This window comes from Achromobacter seleniivolatilans, assembly GCF_030864005.1.
Lineage (GTDB): Bacteria > Pseudomonadota > Gammaproteobacteria > Burkholderiales > Burkholderiaceae_B > Achromobacter > Achromobacter seleniivolatilans.
On the sequence record NZ_CP132976.1, the window covers coordinates 6,406,490 to 6,426,975 of the forward strand.

At 61.9% G+C, this 20,486-nt stretch carries 20 protein-coding genes; 14 read left to right on the forward strand and 6 right to left on the reverse strand.

Going from position 1 to position 20,486, the window contains the following annotated elements; all coding sequences use genetic code 11:
- Nucleotides 1–110 precede the first annotated feature (110 nt).
- Nucleotides 111–884, reverse strand: coding sequence for an IclR family transcriptional regulator (locus tag RAS12_RS29010; protein WP_306943876.1), 774 nt, complete (start codon nt 882–884; stop codon nt 111–113).
- Between the two features lie 230 nt (nt 885–1,114).
- Here RAS12_RS29010 and RAS12_RS29015 point away from each other — a divergent pair, with 230 nt between their 5' ends.
- The 7 genes from RAS12_RS29015 to fba all read left to right on the forward strand — a co-directional run bounded on the left by RAS12_RS29015 (nt 1,115) and on the right by fba (nt 10,256).
- On the forward strand, nt 1,115–2,437 hold the full coding sequence (locus RAS12_RS29015) for an ArgE/DapE family deacylase (RefSeq protein ID WP_306943877.1): 1,323 nt from the start codon (nt 1,115–1,117) through the stop codon (nt 2,435–2,437).
- A 56-nt stretch (nt 2,438–2,493) separates the two neighbouring features.
- Nucleotides 2,494–4,107 (forward strand): ABC transporter substrate-binding protein, encoded by a 1,614-nt coding sequence (locus RAS12_RS29020; protein WP_306943880.1) that lies wholly within the window; start codon nt 2,494–2,496, stop codon nt 4,105–4,107.
- A complete protein-coding gene (locus RAS12_RS29025; protein ID WP_306943881.1) occupies nt 4,104–5,081 on the forward strand; it encodes an ABC transporter permease in 978 nt (325 codons plus the stop codon). Before RAS12_RS29020 ends, RAS12_RS29025 begins: the two co-directional genes overlap by 4 nt.
- Entirely contained in the window at nt 5,078–5,917 is an 840-nt protein-coding gene (locus RAS12_RS29030; protein ID WP_306943883.1) for an ABC transporter permease, read from the forward strand. The genes RAS12_RS29025 and RAS12_RS29030 overlap by 4 nt, the downstream gene beginning before the upstream one ends.
- A complete protein-coding gene (locus tag RAS12_RS29035; RefSeq protein ID WP_306943885.1) occupies nt 5,917–7,548 on the forward strand; it encodes an ABC transporter ATP-binding protein in 1,632 nt (543 codons plus the stop codon). The genes RAS12_RS29030 and RAS12_RS29035 overlap by 1 nt, the downstream gene beginning before the upstream one ends.
- Entirely contained in the window at nt 7,541–8,980 is a 1,440-nt protein-coding gene (locus tag RAS12_RS29040; RefSeq protein ID WP_306943887.1) for an amidase, read from the forward strand. The genes RAS12_RS29035 and RAS12_RS29040 overlap by 8 nt, the downstream gene beginning before the upstream one ends.
- Nucleotides 8,981–9,191: 211 nt before the next feature.
- Nucleotides 9,192–10,256, forward strand: a complete 1,065-nt coding sequence (gene fba, locus RAS12_RS29045; RefSeq protein WP_306943889.1) for a class II fructose-bisphosphate aldolase — start codon at nt 9,192–9,194, stop codon at nt 10,254–10,256.
- A gap of 97 nt (nt 10,257–10,353) precedes the next feature.
- Here fba and RAS12_RS29050 read toward each other — a convergent pair whose 3' ends face one another.
- The gene (locus RAS12_RS29050) at nt 10,354–10,806 is read right to left on the reverse strand and encodes a GFA family protein (protein ID WP_306943890.1); all 453 of its coding nucleotides are present in this window, start codon (nt 10,804–10,806) and stop codon (nt 10,354–10,356) included.
- Between the two features lie 283 nt (nt 10,807–11,089).
- Between RAS12_RS29050 and RAS12_RS29055 the strand changes: the two genes are divergently transcribed.
- The 6 genes from RAS12_RS29055 (at nt 11,090) to RAS12_RS29080 (ending at nt 15,774) form a co-directional block, all read left to right on the forward strand.
- The gene (locus RAS12_RS29055) at nt 11,090–11,971 is read left to right on the forward strand and encodes a phosphoribosylaminoimidazolesuccinocarboxamide synthase (RefSeq protein WP_306943892.1); all 882 of its coding nucleotides are present in this window, start codon (nt 11,090–11,092) and stop codon (nt 11,969–11,971) included.
- A gap of 172 nt (nt 11,972–12,143) precedes the next feature.
- Nucleotides 12,144–12,302, forward strand: coding sequence for a DUF5993 family protein (locus RAS12_RS29060; RefSeq protein WP_306943893.1), 159 nt, complete (start codon nt 12,144–12,146; stop codon nt 12,300–12,302).
- Between the two features lie 10 nt (nt 12,303–12,312).
- Complete coding sequence (locus RAS12_RS29065) at nt 12,313–12,873, forward strand: disulfide bond formation protein B (RefSeq protein ID WP_306943894.1); 561 nt, start codon at nt 12,313–12,315, stop codon at nt 12,871–12,873.
- A 116-nt stretch (nt 12,874–12,989) separates the two neighbouring features.
- A complete protein-coding gene (gene purE, locus RAS12_RS29070) occupies nt 12,990–13,511 on the forward strand; it encodes a 5-(carboxyamino)imidazole ribonucleotide mutase (protein ID WP_306943896.1) in 522 nt (173 codons plus the stop codon).
- Nucleotides 13,512–13,516: 5 nt separating this feature from the next.
- Entirely contained in the window at nt 13,517–14,707 is a 1,191-nt protein-coding gene (locus RAS12_RS29075; protein ID WP_306943898.1) for a 5-(carboxyamino)imidazole ribonucleotide synthase, read from the forward strand.
- A gap of 14 nt (nt 14,708–14,721) precedes the next feature.
- Nucleotides 14,722–15,774 (forward strand): L-threonylcarbamoyladenylate synthase, encoded by a 1,053-nt coding sequence (locus RAS12_RS29080; RefSeq protein ID WP_306943899.1) that lies wholly within the window; start codon nt 14,722–14,724, stop codon nt 15,772–15,774.
- Nucleotides 15,775–15,800: 26 nt separating this feature from the next.
- On the opposite strand, the gene RAS12_RS29085 is transcribed toward RAS12_RS29080, so the two are convergent.
- The 4 genes from RAS12_RS29085 to RAS12_RS29100 form a co-directional block, all read right to left on the reverse strand.
- Nucleotides 15,801–16,628 carry an IclR family transcriptional regulator domain-containing protein gene (locus tag RAS12_RS29085; RefSeq protein ID WP_306943901.1) on the reverse strand — a complete coding sequence of 276 codons (828 nt, stop codon included), beginning with the start codon at nt 16,626–16,628 and terminating at the stop codon, nt 15,801–15,803.
- Nucleotides 16,628–17,269, reverse strand: coding sequence for a 3-oxoacid CoA-transferase subunit B (locus RAS12_RS29090; RefSeq protein ID WP_306943903.1), 642 nt, complete (start codon nt 17,267–17,269; stop codon nt 16,628–16,630). The genes RAS12_RS29085 and RAS12_RS29090 overlap by 1 nt, the downstream gene beginning before the upstream one ends.
- A gap of 25 nt (nt 17,270–17,294) precedes the next feature.
- Entirely contained in the window at nt 17,295–17,975 is a 681-nt protein-coding gene (locus RAS12_RS29095) for a 3-oxoacid CoA-transferase subunit A (RefSeq protein WP_306943905.1), read from the reverse strand.
- Between the two features lie 62 nt (nt 17,976–18,037).
- On the reverse strand, nt 18,038–19,057 hold the full coding sequence (locus tag RAS12_RS29100; RefSeq protein WP_306943907.1) for a Bug family tripartite tricarboxylate transporter substrate binding protein: 1,020 nt from the start codon (nt 19,055–19,057) through the stop codon (nt 18,038–18,040).
- Between the two features lie 354 nt (nt 19,058–19,411).
- Between RAS12_RS29100 and RAS12_RS29105 the strand changes: the two genes are divergently transcribed.
- Complete coding sequence (locus RAS12_RS29105; protein WP_306943909.1) at nt 19,412–20,434, forward strand: amino acid ABC transporter substrate-binding protein; 1,023 nt, start codon at nt 19,412–19,414, stop codon at nt 20,432–20,434.
- Nucleotides 20,435–20,486 lie beyond the last annotated feature (52 nt).

The following is a 20,486-nucleotide window of genomic DNA, read 5'->3' on the forward strand; positions in this document are numbered from 1 at the left end:
TCAAATATTGATACTCAAGAATCCAAGTGGCTTATGGTGCAACAGCATGAGGCGTCAGGCAAGGCAGGCACGCTAGGGATTTCCCGGCCATCACCCAGGGGGCAGCGCCATCAGTTGCGGTTGGGACGGCCGCTGAGTGCGCGCGCGGCCGAGATGGCCAGCGAGCTGAAACGCTGCGAAAAAGAGTCCAGCGTCCATTCAGCCAGTAAGCCGGAAATGTGAATGGCAGCCAGTGGGCGGCCACTGTGATCGACCACAGCGCTGGCCAGAACGATCTCGCCCACCATGCTTTCTTCCAGACAGATCGCATAACCCTGGATGCGAGCGTCACGCACGCGCTGGCGGATCAGGTCGGGGTCGGTGATGGTCTTGGGCGTCAGTGGCCGCATGTCGCTGCGGGCAAGGATGTCGTCCACTTCGTCGTCGCCCAGGTGGGACATGATCGCGCGTCCGCCTGACGACGAAAACGTGGGCATGCGGCGGCCCACCAGCGTTGCGTAGAACGTCTGGCGCTTGGTCTGCCGGCGCAGTGCATAGACGATGGTCAGATCGTCGAAGAGGCTTAGATCAACGCGTTCTCCGCACTCTTGCTGCAATTGTTCAAGGATGGGCGTTGCGCGTTCAAGCAGGGGATGGCTGCGCAGGTAATCGAAGGTACGGTCCAGAATCTTTTTGCCCAGCACATACCCGCGCTGATTGATGCCGCGTTCCAGATAACCCAACGCTACCAGCGTGTGCAACATGCGCTGCGTTGAGCTGCGATCCAGCCCCGAGAGTTCCGTCAGTTCGTTCAGGCTGAGCGGGCCGGGGTGGTTGGAAAAAGCCTCCAGGATGCCGAAGCCTTTCGCCAAGGATTGGTTGAACCGGGTCTCGGTTGTGGCCATGTTGATCTACTCCAATTTTTTTTGTTTGCGGCGTTGCATCGGCGCGTCTATCGCGCACGCGGGATACGCACTGTAGCGGCTGGCGATTTCTGACAGGGCTAGGGAAATCACCCATGGCTAGCGTCTTGCCCCGAACTTTGGTGAACTCTATCATGCCAAATATAGATATCTAAGTATCAAATATTGATACTTGTGTTGATAAAGAGTCCAAACTCGACAAAGGGATTGCAATGAGCACCGTCGCAGCAGCCAGCCTGGATCAGGGCCAAATCGCCGAAGCCGTGGGCAAACTTCGCCAATACATGACCGATACGCTGACGGGGTTCGTGCAATGCCGCAGCTTGCCCGGCCAAGAGATGTCCGCCGCCGAGTTCCTGGAAGATGCGTTGGCCGATCTGGGCCTGTCGTCCGAGCGCATCGCGTTGCGTACTGAAGAAATCCAGAATCTGCCGCTGTACTCGCCTGCCTGCTGCCCGGACGGCGGCCGCTACAACGTATTGGCACGCCACGAACCGCGCAGCGCCGCGGGCCGCGCCGTCTTGTTCAACGGCCACCTCGATGTGGTGCCCACCGGCCCGCATGAACTATGGGACGCCGCGCCTTTTGACGGCGAACTGCGCGATGGCTGGCTATACGGGCGCGGTGCGGGCGACATGAAGGCGGGCATCATCTGCGCGCTGGCAGCGTTCAAAGCGTTGAGTGACCTGGGCATGCAACCCGCTGGAGCCGTCGGTTTCAACGGCGTGCTTGAAGAAGAAAATACCGGTAACGGCACCTTGGCCACGGTGTCCGCGCTGCAAAGCGCCATTGCGGCGGCCAAGCTCAGCGCGTTTGACGCGGTCATCATTCCCGAACCCACCAACGAACGCATGATGAGCGCGCAACTGGGCGTGTACTGGATGTACGTGGACATCGTGGGCCGGCCCGCCCATGCCGCCTACATGACCACGGGCGTCAATCCGGTTGAAACGGGCCTGCGCATCGTCGATGCCATGAAGCAGCTGGAACATGAATGGAACCTGCCTGAAAACCGGCATCCCGCCTACCGCGAACATGCGCATCCCATTAATTTCAACCTGGGCCAGATTCACGCCGGCGACTGGAATTCGTCGGTGCCTAGCGTCTGCACGCTGGGCATGCGTATTGCCTGCTATCCAGACATGTCCATCGATACCGCCAAAGCCATCGTGGCAGAGCGCATTCGCGCGGTCGAGGCGCAACTGACCGACAGCGATGTGCGCATCGACATCCGCTATGAAGGCTTTCATGCGCCTGGCTGCGAATACGACCTGGATGTTCCTGCAATGCAATTACTGGCCGACTCGCATCGCCGCGTGGCTGGCGAACTGCCCGAGCCCACAGCGCTGACGGCAACGACCGATGGCCGGCACTTCCGCTTGATGATGGATGTGCCAGTCACCTGCTACGGCCCCAAGGTGCAGAACGTGCACGGTTTTAACGAATGCGTTTCGGTGGACAGCATGGTGCGCGTTGCAACGTCGCTGGCGCTGTTCATCCATGACTGGTGCGGCGTCGAACCGCGGCAAGCCTGAATCGGGCCGCGGCATAGGCCGCGGCTTTCTCCCATTTTTCCTACGGAATTCCCGCCATGACATCCCACTACGCCCCGCGCGTGCTGGCGCGCTGCGCGCTGGCTGCCGCCAGCTTGTTTGCCGCCGCCGCCCCTGTGTCGCACGCTGCCTCCCCGGAACCCGCACCGCAGTACGGCGGCGTGCTGACCGCCATCGTCAACCCCGAACCGCCCACCTTGAACGTTGCCGTCCAGCAGGTGGCAAGCACTCAACTGGTTGGCGGAAAAATCTTTGAAAGCCTGCTGACTTATTCCTTCGACCTGAAGCCGCAGCCGGGGCTGGCGAAATCGTGGGATGTGTCCGCAGACCGCCTGACCTACACCTTTCATTTGCAGCCCAAGGTTCAGTGGCATGACGGCAAGCCGTTTTCAGCTGACGATGTGGTGTTTACCTACACCAAGATCCTGGCCAATACGCCGCGCACGCGCACGTTGATGTCCAACGTTGAGCAGGTTTCCGCGCCGGACGCGGGCACCGTCGTCTTTAAATTGAAGCAGCCGTATTCGGCATTCCTCTACGCATTCGATATTGGCGGCGGCGCCATTCTGCCCAAACATCTGTACGACGTAGATACGCCCATCGGACAGAACCCAAACAACAACGCGCCGATTGGAACCGGCCCGTTCAAGTTCAAGCGCTGGGAACGCGGTTCGTACATTGAACTGGTCAAGAACGAGCACTACTGGAAAGAAGGCCGGCCCTACCTGGACGGCATTACCTATCGCGTGATTCCCGATTCCGCCTCGCGCCGCATGGCGCTGGAGCAGGGCTCGGTGTTGCAGGCCTGGATGCTGGATATCGAGCCCGTCGATGTGACGCGTGTGGCCAAGTTGCCTCACATTACGCGTACGCAGAAGGGGTACGAGTATTGGTCCACGATGCAATGGATTGAGCTGAACGGCGGCCGCCAGCCCTTCGCCGACAAGCGTTTCCGCCAAGCCCTGATGTACGGCATCAACCGCGAGTTCATTGCCGAAAAAATCATGTTTGGTTCGGGCACGGTGGCCACCGGCCCCATTCATCACAACACGCGTTTCTACGACCCCAACGTCAAGAAGTATCCCTACGATCCCAAACAGGCCATTGCGCTGCTGGACGAGATGGGCCTGAAGCCGGACGCCAAGGGCGTGCGCGCCACCGTCGGCCTGATTCCGTTGCCTTACGGCGAAATGCCGCGCCGCATCTCCGAATACATCAAGCAGAACCTGGCAAAGATCGGTGTGGCCGTCACGCTTGAAAACACGGATGTGGGCGGCTGGACCAGCCGTATCGGCAACTGGGATTTCGACATGGGCGCCAATGGCGTATTCCAGTATGGTGATCCGGCCATTGGCGTGTCGCGGACCTATCTGGGCAGCAACATCAAGAAGGGGCTGATGTTCAGCAATACCTCGCAGTACAACAACCCCAAGGTCGATGAACTGTTCAATGCCGCCGCCACCGCAGGCACCGACGAAGAACGCCAGAAGCTGTACAGCGAAGCGCAACGCATTCTGGTGGACGACGTTCCGGTGCTGTGGCTGGCTGACACCAACTACTCCACGCTGTTGAACAAGCGCGTGCATAACGCTGTGACCACTGCGCTGGGCGTGGTGGATACGCAGAGCGACGCCTGGTTGTCCAAAGAATGAAGAAGATTGCCACCTTTCTTGGAAACCGGGTGGTCAAGAGCGTCCTGGTTCTGCTGATGATCGCGCTCTTCAACTTCTTCCTGGTGCGCGCCGCGCCGGGCGACCCGGCTGAAATCCTGGCCGGGCAGTCTGGCGCGGTGGATGCCGAATACATCGCCAAGCTGCGTCAGGAATTTGGGTTGGACAAGCCGTTGGTGGTGCAACTGGGGCAATACCTGAAGAACGTGGCCACGTTCGACCTGGGGTATTCCTACCGCCAGCAGGCCTCGGTCTCCAGCCTGATCCTGCAACACTTGCCGGCCACCTTGCTGCTCACCCTGACAGCCTTCGCGTTTGCGCTGCTGGCGGGCGTAAGCCTGGGCACGCAAGCCGCGTTGCGGGTGGGCAAGTGGGGAGACACCGTCATCACCACCTTGTCCATGCTGGCTTACGCCACTCCCTTGTTCTGGGTGGGGCTGATGCTGGTGCTGCTGTTTTCGGTCAATCTGGAATGGCTGCCCGCCTTCGGTTATGAAAGCGTGGGCGCCAACCTGACTGGCCTGGCTCGCGTGGCTGATGTGGCCAAGCACCTGCTGTTGCCGGCCCTGACCCTGGGCATGTTCTATATGGCGGTCTACGCGCGGCTCACACGCGCGTCGATTCTTGAAATCAGCCAGCTGGATTTTGTGAAGACGGCGCGCGCCAAGGGCCTGTCCGAGCGCACGGTAATCGTGCGTCATGTGCTGCGCAACGCGCTCTTGCCCGTCATTACCTATGCGGGAATTCAGGCGGGCGGGCTGATCGGTGGTTCCCTGCTGGTGGAAACGGTCTTTGCCTGGCCCGGCATTGGCCGGCTGGCGTTCGACGCGCTGATCCAGCGCGACTACAGCGTGCTGCTTGGTGTGTTCTTCATGGCCTCATTGATCGTGGTCGTGGTCAACCTAGTCACCGACATTCTGTACACGGTGGCAGATCCCAGGATCGAACTCAAATGAAAGCGTTCATGCAATCGTTCTGCCGCAACAAGGGCGGCATCATGGGGCTGATCGTGCTGGGTCTGGTGACGCTGATGGCCATTACCGCCAGCTGGATCTTTCCCGATAGCCCGTGGGACATCATCAACGGGCCCTTCATGCCGCCACTGTCGGATGGCGCCTTGCTCGGCACAGATACTTTGGGGCGCGATATCGCCACCGGCATCGCCTACGGCTCGCGGGTCACGTTGGTGCTGGCCGCGGTGTCCACCGCCGTCTCTATCCTGGTGGGCATCACCGTGGGCGCTCTGGCCGGGTTCTATGGCGGACGCGTCGATCAGGCCATCGTCGGTTTCATTGAACTCTTCCAGACCATACCCAGCTTCTTTCTGGCGGTAGTGCTGGTGGCGATTCTGACGCCCAATATGGGCACTGTGATCTTTGCGATTGCCGTGGTGTCCTGGCCGCCGTTGGCGCGCCTGGTGCGGGCGGAATTCATGAGCCTGAAGAACCGGGAATTCGTGCAGGCGGCGATGCTGTCGGGGCAATCCAATCTGCGCATCATCCTGACGCAGATTCTGCCAAACAGTTTGTCGCCGGTGATTGTGTCGGGTTCTCTGATGATCGCAAGCTCGATCCTTCTTGAATCCGCCCTTAGCTTTCTGGGCCTTGGCGACCCTAATGCCATGACATGGGGCTACATCATTGGCGCATCTCGCAGCGTGCTGCGCGATGCTTGGTGGATGAGCGTGTTTCCCGGCGTGGCCATTCTGGTGACGGTGCTATCGCTGAATCTGATCGGCGAGGCGCTGAACGATGCCTTGAATCCCAAGCTGGCCCGCAGGAGGACAACGTAATGACTGCGCTGCTAGAAATTCGTGACCTTAGCGTCACTGCGGCCCATGGCGGGCCGACGGTGGTGCAGGGCGTGTCCTACACCGTGAACCGCAACGAGATCCTGTGTGTGGTGGGCGAATCGGGTTCGGGAAAATCCGTGACCGCGCACGCCATCATGGGCCTGCTGCCGGCCGATCAACTGAGCGTCACGCAAGGCCAGATTCTGTACAGCGGGCGTGATCTGGTCGGCTTGTCGGCCACCGATTGGTATGGCTTGCGCGGCAGATGCTTTGGCATGGTGTTTCAAGAACCCATGACGGCGCTGAACCCCATCATGCGAGTCGGCAGGCAAGTCGATGAAGTGCTGGAGCGGCACACCAACCTGAGCGCCGCCGCCCGCAAGCAACGTGTGCTGGACTTGTTTGGCCAGGTGTTGCTGCCCGACCCGCAGGCCATGTACGACGCCTTTCCGTTCCAGCTGTCGGGCGGGCAACGTCAACGTGTCGTGATTGCGATGGCGCTGGCGCTGGAACCCGACGTCTTGATTGCCGACGAACCCACGACCGCGCTGGACGTCACCACGCAGGCGCAGATTCTGGGGCTGATCAAAGATATCCAACAGCGTATGGGTATCGGCGTCATCTTCATCACCCATGACTTCGGCGTGGTGGCCGACATCGCTGACCGCATCGTCGTGATGCGCAAAGGCGAGGTCGTCGAAGCGGGTGTGGCCGACGACATTCTGAATCGTCCGCAACATCCCTACACCCGCCAACTGATCGCTGCGGTGCCGCACAAACCCGAAGGCAAGGACGAGGCCGCGGCCGCACCGCCGCTGATGGTGGTGAAAGCGTTGTGCAAGACCTTCGCTACGGGCGGCCGGCGTGTGGATGCGCTGCGCGATATTTCGCTGGAAATCCGCCAGGGGGAAACGCTGGGACTGGTCGGCGAATCAGGATCGGGAAAATCGACCCTGGGTCGTACGCTGATCGGACTGATCTCGCCCGATAGTGGCAGCGTCCGCATGGAAGGCCAGGAACTGGTGGGATTGAAACCCCGGGACTTCCGCCCCTACCGCCGTCAGATTCAGATGGTTTTCCAAGATCCGTACGCCTCGCTGAATCCGCGTCATCGCGTGGTAGAGGCCGTGGCGCAAGGCCCGATTGCCTTTGGCGTAAGCCGTCAAACCGCGTTGCGTGAAGCGCGCGAACTGCTGGACCTTGTGGGCCTGGGCGGCGACGCTGGCGACCGTTATCCGCACCAGTTCTCGGGCGGGCAACGGCAGCGTGTGGGCATCGCTCGCGCCCTGGCGCTTAAACCCCGGCTGCTGGTAGCCGACGAAGCCGTGTCGGCGCTGGACGTTTCCATCCAGGCCCAGGTGCTCGATTTGCTTAAAACCGTCAGCGGGCAATTCGACTTATCGGTGCTGTTCATCACCCATGACTTGCGCGTTGCCGCGCAAATCTGCGACCGCATTGCGGTGATGCAGCAGGGGCAGTTGGTCGAGCTGGATCGCGCCGCCACGATTTTCTACCACCCTCAACATGAATACACGCGTCGCTTGATTGATTCGGTGCCGGGCAAGTCCTGGAACAAGCCCGATCTTGAGACGCCGTCCGACCCCTCAAATTGGAGCAAGCAGTATGCGTGACACCGAGTATCAGTTGCTGGACGGGCTGGCGCTGGCCGACTTGCTGGCCCGGCGCGAAGTCAGCGCTGAAAATCTGATGGCCTGCGCCATCAAGCTGGCGCAAGAACGCGCCCCAGCGCTCAATGCGCTGTGCTATGAACGCTTTGACGAGTCCATGGATGTCGCGCGGGACTGGCAGCCCAAGGGGCCGTTCGGCGCCATTCCCTTTCTGCTCAAGGATTCCGGGCTGGCGCACAAGCGCTTTCCGTCCAGTCTGGGTTCGCGCCTGCTGAATGACACGAGCTATACCCGCAACGCCACGCTGACTGAACGGTTTGAGGCCGCTGGCCTGATCCCCTTTGCCCGCACGACCGTGCCTGAGTTCTGCATGGCGCCCACGACTGAGGCAGCGCGCAATGGCGGTCCCACCCGTAACCCCTGGGATCTGACCCGTTCGTCGGGCGGGTCCAGTGGCGGTGCAGCCGCAGCCGTGGCTGCCGGCATTGTGCCGCTGGCCCATGGCAGCGACGGCGGCGGGTCGATCCGCATCCCCGCGGCCAGTTGCGGGGTCTATGGGTTGAAGGTCTCTCGCGGGCGTATCCCAATGGGCCCGTTTCGCGGCGAAGGCTGGGGCGGCCTGGCAACCGATGGCGTGTTGTCGCGCTCGGTGCGGGATACGGCGGCGGCGTTGGATGCCGTGGCGGGCTACGAGCCGGGCGCGCCCTATGCCGCACCGCAGGCCCCAGATTCCTACCTGAAGTTACTGAGCGAGGCGCCCCGCCGTCTGCGCATTGTGATGTGGCGCAGCGCGTGGAATGGCATCGCCGTGGCACCCGAATGCGTGGCTGCGGTGGAACGCGCGGCGGCGCTGTGCCGCGAATTGGGGCATGACGTCGTGGACGGCGCGCCGCCGGACATCGAATACGAGGCTTTCGTCCTGGCCCACGCCAATGTGCTGGCCGGCAACATCGTGCTGTCGGTGGATACCCGCTTGGGTCTTACGCGCCAGAGCTTGCGCGACGATGATCTGGAACCTGTTTTGCGGCAAGGCTACGAGTACGGCAAGACGCTGCCTGCCGCCCAGTACATCGGAAGCGTGAACCGTTTCCATGCTATCGGCCGCATTCTGGATACCTATATGGAAGGCTACGACGCCATCCTGTCGCCGTCCTTGACCCAGCTGCCTTTGAAACTGGGCGAGTTGTCCACGGCGCAAGGCTCGTTTTTGGATTTCCGGCGCAAGGTGTCCACCTACGGCACGTTCTCTGCCGCATTCAATGCGTCGGGGCAGCCGGCTGCCAGCCTGCCGCTGGTTTGGACCGACGCTGGTCTGCCCGTGGGCGTGCAGATAGCCGGCCGCTATGGCCGTGAAGACATCGTGCTGGCGCTGTCGGCCCAGCTTGAAACGGCCCAGCCCTGGGCCGGGCGCATCGCGGTGCCGCGGGCCATCTAGGCGGCGCTGATCCGCACGGCGGCGGGGCGCTACAGCCTTGCCGCCCTCCGCCATCAGGGGGAGGACACGGCCGATCCAGGCCCTTCGCTGTCGTCTGTAGGGACGGGATACGGCCGGTTGCAAGACCTTTCAGCGATTCCCCCGTAAAATCACCCCATTCAGCAGGACTTCAATCATCTTTCAATAGACAAGTACTTAAGGAGGACCACTCATGGCCCTAGTCTCCATGCGCCAGTTGCTCGACCATGCCGCCGAGCATGGCTACGGCATTCCCGCTTTCAACGTCAATAACCTGGAACAAGTCCAGGCCATCATGGAAGCCGCTGCGGAGACCGACAGCCCGGTGATCATGCAAGCCTCGGCCGGCGCGCGTAAGTACGCGGGCGAAGGTTTCCTGAAGTACCTGATTCAGGCTGCGGTGGAATCGTATCCCCACATCCCCGTCGTGATGCACCAAGACCATGGCCAATCGCCCAAGGTCTGCCAAGGCGCCATCGACCTGGGATTCTCCAGCGTCATGATGGACGGTTCGCTGAAAGAAGACGGCAAGACCATCGCCGACTACGACTACAACGTTGAAGTGACCAAAAAGGTCGTGGACATCGCCCACAAGCTGGGTGTGACGGTTGAAGGCGAACTCGGCTGCCTGGGTTCCCTGGAAACCATGGAAGGCGACAAGGAAGACGGCCACGGCGCCGACGGCAAGCTGACCATGGATCAGTTGCTGACCGACCCGGAGCAAGCCGCCGACTTCGTGCGCCGTACGCAGCTGGACGCCCTGGCCATTGCCATCGGCACCAGCCACGGCGCTTACAAGTTCACGCGCAAGCCTACCGGCGACATCCTGTCGATCTCCCGTATCAAGGAAATCCACGCCCGCCTGCCCAACACCCACCTGGTGATGCATGGCAGCTCCAGCGTGCCGCAGGAACTGCTGGCCGAAATCCGTGAATTCGGCGGCAACATGAAGGAAACCTACGGCGTGCCGGTCGAGGAAATCCAGGAAGCCATCAAGTACGGCGTGCGCAAGATCAATATCGATACCGATATCCGTCTGGCCATGACCGGCGCAATTCGCCGCTTCTTCGCTGAAAACCCGGAAAAGTTCGACCCGCGTGAATACCTGAAGCCGGCCCGTGCCGCTGCCAAGGCAATCTGTGTGGCTCGTTACAACGAATTCGGCACCGCCGGTAACGCCAGCAAGATCAAGGCGCTGCCGCTGACCGAAATCGCCGCGCAATACGCGTCGGGCAAGCTGTCGCAAGTGGTGCAATAAAGCCACGGCCCGCCACCGCCGTAAGCGCGGCGGGCGCAGGAAAAAGGGCTGCTCCTTCAACAGGGGCAGCCCTTTTTTGCGCATGACGCCCGGATTACTAAGCGGGCGCGTTCTGCGGGAAGTGGGGCAGGGCGCGGTTTACGTGATGCCAGGACGGTGCGGAAGCCGTCCACAAGCTGGCCTGGGCGTGGAAGGCTTCCGGGTCGTCCAGTGACCCCGCGCGCACCACTTCGTAGCCCATGCCTTCAGAGCTGCCGAATAAAGGGGTGCCGCAGTCCGCACAGAAACTGCGCATGACCGTGTGGCCGGAATCGCCCTTGTAGCGGTGTTCCTTGGCATGGCCGCGCAGCATGGTGACGGAACCCGCGCGAAAGATCAGTGCATGTGCCGGGGCGCCGCCGCTTGAATACTGGCAGTCCCGGCAATGACAGGTGGCGGCAGTGATGGGTTCGTCGGTGACGGCATACCGGACGGCGCCGCATTGACAGCCCCCGGTGAGGTGTACCTGTGCGTCGGCATGGGCGGTACGTTTGAGGGAAGCATCCTGCATACGACTCTGTCTCCGGGCGAAAGGTCAGCGCCGTGACGCCAGCGGCGGTCGGCGCGCATAGTGATTCGAGGCATGAGCCTAACCCGGGTGCGCGGCGCCGTCGAGGGGCGGGCAGACAGGTATACCCGGGGGCGCGGCAAAACCCGTCCATTTGCAGTAATCTATGCGCTTTGCCGGGTCCGCGTTATTGCGCCGCCCCGAGCGCAGTTCCCGATTTCGTTCTACTTCCCGCCCTGGCGTTTGCCCGTGGCGGGAATCTTCATTTTTGCCATAGGCCATTCCCGTGACTTCTGCTTTGCATCAATCCAGCATCAAGTCCTTGCCGCTGCTGGGCCGCGGTAAGGTGCGCGATATGTACGCGGTGGGCGACGACAAGTTGCTGATCGTCGCGTCGGATCGTATCTCCGCTTTCGACGTGATTCTTGACGATCCCATTCCCGGTAAGGGACAGGTGCTGACTGAGCTGACCGAGTTCTGGTTGCAGAAGCTGGCCCACATCCTGCCGAACCACTCAACGGGCGTGAAGCCCGAAGACGTGGTGGCGCCCGACGAAGTGGATCAAGTGCGCGGCCGTGCCGTCGTGGTCAAGCGTTTGAAGCCGATTCTGGTGGAAGCGGTTGCCCGCGGTTACCTGATCGGTTCCGGCTGGAAAGACTACCAGTCCACCGGCGCCATCTGCGGCATCAAGCTGCCTGCCGGCCTGCAACAAGCCAGCCAGCTGCCCGAGCCCATCTTCACGCCTGCTGCCAAGGCCGAATTCGGCATGCACGACGAAAACGTCGACTTTGCGCACGTGGTCAAGGAAGTCGGCCAGGAAATGGCCGAACGCATTCGCGACGTGACGCTCAAGCTGTACGCCGAAGCCGCCAAGTTTGCCGCCACCAAGGGCATCATCATTGCCGACACCAAGTTCGAATTCGGCTTGGACGACAACGGCACGCTGCACTTGATGGACGAAGTGCTGACCCCCGATTCGTCGCGCTTCTGGCCGGCTGACGGCTATCGCGTGGGTATCAGCCCGCCGTCCTTCGACAAGCAATTCGTGCGCGACTGGCTGGAAACCCAAACCTGGGACAAGACGCCGCCCGCGCCGCGCCTGCCCCAGGATGTGCTGGAAAAGACGGCCGCCAAGTACCGTGAAGCGCTGGATCGCCTGATCGCCTGATTACCAGACTGATTCAGACACCGCCCAAAACCCGCTCGTTGAGCGGGTTTTTTTCGTTTGGCGGGTAGCCGGGAAACCTGCCGGCATAAGGGCTTTCGATAGCAAATTATTTCTTATTGTTACGCTATACTCTTTGGCTGTCTAAAGGACGCCCGTCGGCAGGAGTCTTTGCATGATCATGATGTTGCCCTTTCTGACCGGTACGGTCGCAGTGTGGTTTGGTTTGCAGGGAAAGCGCCGTCCGTGCGTGACGTTCTGGCTGCTGACTTTGCTGATCTTCGCCGCCTGGTGCCAATATCACATGACCAGTCCGCTGGCGCTGTCTCTGTAAAGGCGGGGCGATGATCTTTTCCCGCAACCCGGCGCGCGGCTCGCGCGTGTTGAACGGCTTGGCGCTGTTGGGCGTGACTGCCATTCTGGCGATCGCCTTTGTCTGGCAGTTTGTCTATGACGAACTGCCTTGCCCGCTTTGCCTGTTGCAACGCGTCGCGCTCATTCTGGCGGGCGTGGGGTTTTTGCTGAATATGCGCGTGGGGCCATCGCCCATGCACTACGCCATGAGCATTGCGGCCTCGCTCGGCGGCATGATCGCCGCAGGCCGCCAGATGCTTTTGCATATCGCGCCTGGCGACCCCGGTTATGGCACGCCATTCATGGGGCTGCACTTCTACACCTGGGCATTCATTGCCTTTTTCGCCATCATCGTCTTCAGCATTCTGATGCAGACCGCCGACCGAAAATGGGGCGACAGCATGCTGAAAAAACCCGTGTCGGTGCTGGGCGTGCTGGTCATGGCCCTATTTTTCATCATGGCCCTGGCCAACACCGCCAGCACCACGCTGGAATGCGGTTTCGGGCCTTGCCCGGACAACCCCGACAGCTATCTGTTGCTGGGATCTTAGGCCGCGCGGCAGGTGATCGCGCGCGCCGGGTAAAATACCGGGTTTCGCGGGCGCGTTCCGCGGTCCTTTGACATTCTGCGGCCCTGTGCCGTGGTCTTAACTCTTTGACACCGGTTATGACAGCCAAGACTTCCGCAGCGGCAGTGACCACCCCCGTGGTGGGCGTGATTATGGGTTCTTCCAGCGATTGGGAGGTCATGAAGCACGCGGTCACCATGCTGGAGGATTTCGGCGTGGCCTATGAAACCCGCGTGATTTCCGCCCACCGCATGCCGCAGGATATGGCCGAATACGGCGCGGCGGCGCATGACCGCGGCCTGCGGGGCATCATTGCTGGCGCCGGTGGCGCCGCTCACCTGCCGGGCATGATGGCTGCGCTGACCGAAGTGCCGGTCTTTGGCGTGCCCGTGCCGTCCAAATACCTGCGCGGCGAAGACTCGCTGCTGTCCATCGTGCAAATGCCCAAGGGCGTGCCGGTGGCTACCTTCGCCATCGGCGAAGCGGGCGCGGCCAATGCCGCGCTGCATGTGATCGCCACGCTGGCGGGCACCGATGCCGGTTTGCACAAGAAGCTGGTGGCTTTCCGCGCGCGTCAGACGCAAGCCGCGCGCGACATGAAGGTTCCGCCCGAGGCCTGATCAGAATGACTCAATCGAAACCTTTCATGATTGCTCCCGGCGGCTGGCTGGGTATGTTGGGCGGTGGCCAACTGGGCCGCATGTTCTGCCACGCTGCGCAAAGCCTGGGCTACAAGGTAGCCGTGCTGGACCCGGCTGATGAATGCCCGGCCGGCATGGTTGCCGACCTGCATATCCAGGCTGCCTATGACGACGAGGCCGGCCTTGCCCGCCTGGCCCAGACCTGTCAGGCCGTCACCACTGAATTTGAAAATGTGCCTGCCGATAGCCTGCGCACGCTGGCTACGCGCTGCCGCGTGAGCCCGGCAGGAGACGCCGTGGCCATTGTGCAAGACCGCATCGCTGAAAAGACGTTCATCGCGTCGCAGTGCATTCCGGTTGCCCCGCACGCTGCCATTCGCAATGCTGCGGATCTGCGCGCCGCGCCCGAGGCCTTGTTCCCCGGCATTCTGAAAGTGGCCCGTCTGGGTTATGACGGCAAGGGTCAGGCCCGCATCAATACCCGCGACGAAGCACTCGCCGCTTTCGCCGATTTCGGCGGCGTGGCTTGCGTGCTGGAAGCCCTGATGCCGCTGGATTACGAAATCTCGGTCGTGCTTGCTCGCGGTTTTGACGGCGCAAGCGTGGTGTTTCCGGTTGCGCGCAATGTGCACGTTGACGGCATTCTGGCGGTGTCCACGGCGGCTCCTGTGCAACAGGACGCAGCGCACGCCGAGCGCCAGGCGCAAGCCACCCAGGCCGCGCAAACCATTGCGCAGGGCTTGGGCTATCACGGCGTGCTCTGCGTGGAGTTCTTCGTGCTGAAGGACGGCAGCTTGATCGTCAACGAGATCGCGCCGCGTCCGCACAATAGCGGCCACTACACGATGGACGCCTGCATTACGAGCCAGTTCGAGCAACAGGCGCGCGCCATGGCTGGCTTGCCCCTGGGCAGCTCCAGCCTGCTGGCCCCCGCCATCATGCTGAATATTCTGGGCGACATCTGGTATGCGTCGGCAACGGCCACCACGCAACGGGAACCCGATTGGGCTGCCGCGCTGGCCGTGCCGAGCGCCAAGCTGCATCTGTATGGCAAGCAAGAGGCGCGCCGCGGCCGCAAGATGGGTCACATCACCGTCGTGGCTTCCACGTTGGAGCAGGCTCGTGAAGACGCGACCCGCGTGGCCGCCGTGCTGGGCATGCAGGCGCCTGAGTAAACCACGACGATCCGATGACAGCCTTGCCTTTGCCTGAGTCCGCCAGCGCTGCGGAAATCGCTATCGCCACCCAGCGCCTGCTGGATGGCGAACTGGCCGCGTTTCCCACCGAGACCGTATACGGTCTCGGTGCGGACGCGGAAAACCCGCAAGCCGTGGCGAAGATCTACGCAGCCAAAGGCCGGCCGTCGAATCATCCCGTCATTGTGCATATCGCTCCGCAAGGCGATGTGTCGTATTGGGCGGCCGAGGTGCCGCCCGAGGCGCGTTTGTTGATTGACGCATTTTGGCCGGGCCCGTTGACCTTGATCCTGAAACGCGCGCCGCACATCGTCGATACGGTCAGTGGCGGGCAGGACAGCATCGGCATCCGTTGCCCCTCGCATCCCGTGGCGCAGGCATTGCTGGCTGCGTTTGCCGCCGGTAAACCGAACGGGCAAGGTGGCGTGGCCGCGCCTTCGGCCAACAAGTTTGGCCAGGTATCGCCGACCAGCGCAGAGCATGTGAAGAGCGAGTTCCCGGAAGAAGTCGCCGCCGGCATGCCCGTGCTGGAAGGCGGGCCGTCGGAAGTGGGGATTGAATCCACCATTCTGGATCTGTCTCGCCTGGATCGGGGCGCAGGTCCGGTGCTATTGCGTCCGGGGCATATCAGCGCCGCGCAGATTGAAGCGGTGTTGGGTGTGCAGGTGTTCGCCCCTGATGCCGCCGCGCCGCGCGCCTCTGGCACTTTGAAGGCCCATTACGCGCCGCGCACACCGCTGGAATTGGCGTCCGATGCGCGTTTGCAGGATGTGGTGCAAGGCCGCAACCTGCCTGAAGGCGCCGTGGTGGTGGTCGCTTACGGAGACCAGCCCGCCGCGATGGATGCCCGCCTGCAATGGCAATCCGTGCCTGCGGACCCGGCGCGGTATGCGCAAGCGCTCTACGGTTTGTTGCGTGATCTGGATAAGCAGGGTTATGCGCGCATCATCGTGCAAGCCCCGCCTGCAACGGATGCGTGGCACGCAGTCAACGACCGTATCGGCCGCGCCGCTGCGGCGTTCACGCTGGATACGACGGATTTGTGAGCCAAGGCGGAGACGCTCCCCCGCCTTCAAGCCACCAAGAATTCCCCAATCCGCTCGACCGCTTGCCGCAGAGGCGGCAAGAATTCTTCTGTCAGGCGGTTCAACGGCACACGGGCTGCCTTGACGCTGACGTTCACTGCGCCACAGGCTTTGCCGCTGGCAGAGCGCACCGGCAACGCGATGGCGCGTACGTTCAACTCCAATTCCTGATCCACCAGCGCGTAATCCTGTTCACGGATGCGTTCAAGCTCTGCGCGCAGTTTGGATTCGGTGGTGATGGTGAATTCGGTATAGGGCTGCAATTCGGTCGCGGCGAAGTAGCGCGTGAGCGCCGCCTCGGGCAATTGCGCCAGCAGCACGCGGCCAATCGACGTGCAATAGGCCGGCAGGCGGCTGCCCAGTCCCATAGACGTGGCCAACAGGCGGTTCACTTCGGAACGCGCCAGATACAGCATCTCGTGGCCTTCCATGATGGCCAGCGCACACGTCTCGTTGACCGTTGCGCTCAACTCTTCCAGTACGGGTTGCGCCAGCGACACGAACGGCGTGGACGAAAAATATGCATACCCCAATCCCAGAATGCGCGGCGTCAGTACATACAGCCGGCCATGCTGCTCGGCAATGCCCAGCAGGATCAGCGTATGCAAGCAGCGTTGCACCACAGCCCTGGGCAGGCCGGCGCGCCGGCTCAGATCCGCTGCCGTCTGCGGTTGCCGGCGCGTGCCAAAGGCGCGGATGACATGCAGGCCGCGAGCCAGCGTCAGCATGTAATCCGCATCGCCGCGAAACTGATCGGGATGGTCCTCCGCGGCCAGAGGCGCGGCGTAACCGGGGGGCGGGAAGTTGGGCAGCATCAAGCCGCGCGCAGTGGCGCGCCGGTGCGCGTTTGCAGTTCGGTCAGAGTCATGCCGTCGATCATATCCCGAACCAGCAGGCCGTCTGGCGTGACATCGATGACCGCAAGATCGGTGTAGATACGATCCACCACGCCTGCTCCCGTCAGCGGATACGTGCACTGGCTGACGATCTTCGGTTCGCCGTTCTTGCTGTTGTGCTCCATCATGATGAACACGCTGCGCGCGCCTACGGCCAGATCCATGGCACCGCCTACGGCAGGCGCTTCGCCCGGCTTGTTGAGCGACCAGTTGGCCAGATCGCCATTGGCCGCGACCTGCATGCCGCCCATCACGCAGATGTCCAGGTGGCCGCCGCGCATCATGGCAAACGAATCCGCGTGGTGAAAGAACGAACCACCGGCAAGCAGCGTTACCGGTTGCTTGCCGGCATTGATCAAGTCCAGATTGATAGCGTCCTTGGCCGGCGGCGGGCCCATGCCCAATATGCCGTTTTCGCTATGCAGCACGATTTCGCGGCCGGCGGGCAGATGGGCCGCCACCAGCACCGGCATGCCGATGCCCAGATTGACGTAGCTGCCATCGGGGATATCCAGGGCCAGGCGGCGCGCCATGGCTTCGCGGGTCAGGGGACGAAACATGCGTATTCCTTGGTGTGGACGAGCGCTAGCTGGAGAAGGCGGCATTGGCCACCTCGGTCACGCGCTTGACGAAAATGCCTGGCGTCACGATGGCTTCAGGCGGCAGCTCGCCCAGCTCTGCTTTGGCGCGCACTTGCACGATGGTGGTCTTGGCGGCCATGCACATGATGGGGCCAAAGTTGCGCGCGCTCATGTGATAAGTCAGATTGCCCCAGCGGTCGGCCTGATCGGCTTTCACCAGCGCAAAGTCGCCATGAAGGGGCGTTTCGAACACATGGCCGCGCCCATCGATGATGCGTGTTTCCTTGCCTAGCGCAAGCTCGGTGCCGTAGGCGGTGGGGGTGAAGAAGCCGCCCAGCCCGGCGCCCGCTGCGCGCAACCGTTCCGCGATGGTGCCTTGCGGCACGCATTCCAGCTCGATGCGGCCCTGGCGGTACAGATCGTCGAAGACCCACGAATGCGAAGCTTTGGGAAACGAGCAGATCACTTTGCGCACGCGTCCCGCCTTGACCAGTGCCGCCAAGCCGGTTTCGTGATTGCCCGCGTTATTGCTGACGACCGTCAGGTCGCCCGCGCCCTGTTCAATCAGCGCGTGGATCAATTCGGTGGGCATGCCTGCGCCGCCAAAGCCGCTGATCAGCACGGTGGCGCCGTCGTGTATGTCCGCGACCGCGGCTGCGGGCGTATCAATGAATTTATTGATCATGATGAATTCCGTTCGGGCAGCGCGCGGCATAGGGCCGGCTGCTGCCCGGGTTCTGCCCGCATTTAATTCACGGTGATACCGGCTTGCTGGATGATTTTTTCGTAGCGGGCCGAATCTGACTTCATCAGGTCCGCAAATTGCGCCGTGGTGCCGCTGACAGGCAGAAAGCCGGCGTCCACGAACTTCTGCTTCACATCGGGTTCCTTGACGATCTCGCTGATTTCGCGAGCCATCCGTTCGATGATCGGCTTGGGTGTATTGGCGGGCGCCATCAAGCCGGCCCAGGAGCCGGTTACGAAACCAGGCATGCCGGCCTCTTCCATGGTGGGGATGCCGGGCTCGGTGGGCCAGCGCTCCTTGCCCGTGAAAGCGAGCGCCTTCAGCCGGTTCTGTTTGACGTACTGCATGGGCACGAGGATCGGGTCAAAGACCATGGACACGCGATTGCCCAGCAAATCGGTCAGGATGGGCGCGCTGCCTTTGTAGGCCACGTGCGTCATCGTCAGTTTGTTTTGCAGCGCGAAGTCTGCGCCGGTCAGGTGGGCGCTGGACCCATTGCCGCTGGACGCATAGGTCAGCTTGTCTGGATTCTTGCGTCCGTAGGCGACCAGCTCCGCCAGCGTCTTGACGGGCAAATCTTGCGACACGAACAGGAACAGCGGCAGGTCGGCCATCTGCACCACCGGCGTGAGATCGGCAGGGGTGTAGGTCAGCTTGTACAGGTGGAAGTTGATGATGTAGGCCGGCAGCATCGATAGAAAGGTGTATCCGTCCGGGTCGGACTTTGCCGCAATAGCCGAACCCACGCTGCTGTTCGCACCGGGCCGGTTTTCGACAATGATGGTTTGCTTTAACCGAGGGCCAAGCTTTTCCATCACGATCCGGGTGACGATATCGGTGGACCCGCCCGGTGTGTAGGGCACGATGATTTTGATCGGTTTGCTGGGCCAGTCATCGGCCGCGTGGGCAGGGCCGGCGCTCAGGCCCGTTGCGGCCAGCGCCGCGCACAACAAGGTTTTCAGGGCAACGCGGCGATGCGCTGCTGCGTTAAGACGACGCTGCGGCTTGCTAGCTTGTGCCATGGATTTGTCTCCTCCATGAATCGACCGTATATCGATGCGCGCCCGGCTTTTTTGTTGTGACGCGATCGGCTCTTTTTGGGATGTGCGGCAATGCCGCTTATCGGACATCACCGTAAAAAAAGTATGGCACGCACGCTACATCCCAATGCCGCGCAATGGTTGGATAAAGTTCGATCACCGGACAAACGTGAAATGCTTGCCTACACCCCGGCCCCGGGTTTCCACTAGGCTCAGTTGCGTTGTTCACGCTGTGGACATGTCGTAATCTGGCGACCGGCCCAGTAAAGCAGGGCTTGGTTTCAGCCGCAGCCGGCTTACAAGCTGACGCGGGCATCTATCTCAGGAGAGGCAATAATGAAACGGTCAACTTTGTTTGCAGCCGGCGCGCTTGCCCTGGCTTGCGCGTCCCAGGCGGCAGTCGCCGGTCCTACGCTTGATGCGGTGAAGAAAAAGGGGTTCGTGCAGTGCGGTTTGACCGACGGCGTATCCGGATTTTCCGCCACCAACAGCAAGGGCGAATGGGAAGGCATGGATGTGGACATCTGCCGCGCGGTCGCGGCCGCGGTGTTCGGGGATTCGACCAAGTTCAAGGGGTCGCCGCTGTCGACCCAGCAACGCTTTACCGCGTTGCAATCGGGCGAAGTGGACGTGCTGCTGCGCACCGTGACGCTGACGCAAACGCGTGATACCTCGCTGGGCCTGGCGGCGGTTGCGGCCAGTTTCTACGATGGCCAGGGCATCCTGGTCAACAAGAAGCTCGGCGTTAAAAGCGCCAAGGAACTCAATGGCGCGACGGTCTGCGTGCAGCCGGGCACCACCACCGAACTGAATCTGGCGGATTGGTTCCGGTCGAACAATATTGAATTCAAACCCGTCGTGATCGACAAGGTGACTGAAGTCGTGCGCGCCTTTGAATCCGGCCGCTGCGACGCCTTCACCGACGATGCTTCGCAACTGGCCGCCGTGCGCGCCACGCAGGTCGCCAACCCGAACGACTACGAGATTCTGCCGGAACGATTCTCCAAGGAACCCTTGGGTCCCATGGTGCGCCAGGGCGACGAAAACTGGGTAAGCATCATCCGCTGGACGCTGTTCGCGCTGCTGGAGGCCGAGGAATACGGCATTACGCAGAAGAACGTCGACGAGATGTTAAAGAGCACCAATCCCAACGTGCTGCGCATCTTGGGCGTGACGCCGGGCGCGGGCAAGAACATGGGCCTGGACGAAAAATGGGCCTACAACGCCATCAAGGCCGTGGGCAACTACAGCGAAGTGTTCGAGCGCAACGTTGGCAAGGACAGCAAGCTGGGCCTGCAACGCGGCACGAACGCACTGTGGAACAAGGGCGGCGCCATGTATCCGTGGCCCATCCGCTGACCGCTCTGTTTTGAACCCCTGAGCGGCCTGCAGATGCAGGCCGTTTTTCTTT

Coding starts and splice junctions, on each gene's coding strand:
- RAS12_RS29010 (WP_306943876.1), bottom strand. CDS start 884: ATGGCCACAACCGAGACCCGGTTCAACCAATCCTTGGCGAAAGGCTTC.
- RAS12_RS29015 (WP_306943877.1), top strand. CDS start 1,115: ATGAGCACCGTCGCAGCAGCCAGCCTGGATCAGGGCCAAATCGCCGAA.
- RAS12_RS29020 (WP_306943880.1), top strand. CDS start 2,494: ATGACATCCCACTACGCCCCGCGCGTGCTGGCGCGCTGCGCGCTGGCT.
- RAS12_RS29025 (WP_306943881.1), top strand. CDS start 4,104: ATGAAGAAGATTGCCACCTTTCTTGGAAACCGGGTGGTCAAGAGCGTC.
- RAS12_RS29030 (WP_306943883.1), top strand. CDS start 5,078: ATGAAAGCGTTCATGCAATCGTTCTGCCGCAACAAGGGCGGCATCATG.
- RAS12_RS29035 (WP_306943885.1), top strand. CDS start 5,917: ATGACTGCGCTGCTAGAAATTCGTGACCTTAGCGTCACTGCGGCCCAT.
- RAS12_RS29040 (WP_306943887.1), top strand. CDS start 7,541: ATGCGTGACACCGAGTATCAGTTGCTGGACGGGCTGGCGCTGGCCGAC.
- fba (WP_306943889.1), top strand. CDS start 9,192: ATGGCCCTAGTCTCCATGCGCCAGTTGCTCGACCATGCCGCCGAGCAT.
- RAS12_RS29050 (WP_306943890.1), bottom strand. CDS start 10,806: ATGCAGGATGCTTCCCTCAAACGTACCGCCCATGCCGACGCACAGGTA.
- RAS12_RS29060 (WP_306943893.1), top strand. CDS start 12,144: ATGATCATGATGTTGCCCTTTCTGACCGGTACGGTCGCAGTGTGGTTT.
- RAS12_RS29065 (WP_306943894.1), top strand. CDS start 12,313: ATGATCTTTTCCCGCAACCCGGCGCGCGGCTCGCGCGTGTTGAACGGC.
- purE (WP_306943896.1), top strand. CDS start 12,990: ATGACAGCCAAGACTTCCGCAGCGGCAGTGACCACCCCCGTGGTGGGC.
- RAS12_RS29075 (WP_306943898.1), top strand. CDS start 13,517: ATGACTCAATCGAAACCTTTCATGATTGCTCCCGGCGGCTGGCTGGGT.
- RAS12_RS29080 (WP_306943899.1), top strand. CDS start 14,722: ATGACAGCCTTGCCTTTGCCTGAGTCCGCCAGCGCTGCGGAAATCGCT.
- RAS12_RS29085 (WP_306943901.1), bottom strand. CDS start 16,628: ATGCTGCCCAACTTCCCGCCCCCCGGTTACGCCGCGCCTCTGGCCGCG.
- RAS12_RS29090 (WP_306943903.1), bottom strand. CDS start 17,269: ATGTTTCGTCCCCTGACCCGCGAAGCCATGGCGCGCCGCCTGGCCCTG.
- RAS12_RS29095 (WP_306943905.1), bottom strand. CDS start 17,975: ATGATCAATAAATTCATTGATACGCCCGCAGCCGCGGTCGCGGACATA.
- RAS12_RS29100 (WP_306943907.1), bottom strand. CDS start 19,057: ATGGCACAAGCTAGCAAGCCGCAGCGTCGTCTTAACGCAGCAGCGCAT.
- RAS12_RS29105 (WP_306943909.1), top strand. CDS start 19,412: ATGAAACGGTCAACTTTGTTTGCAGCCGGCGCGCTTGCCCTGGCTTGC.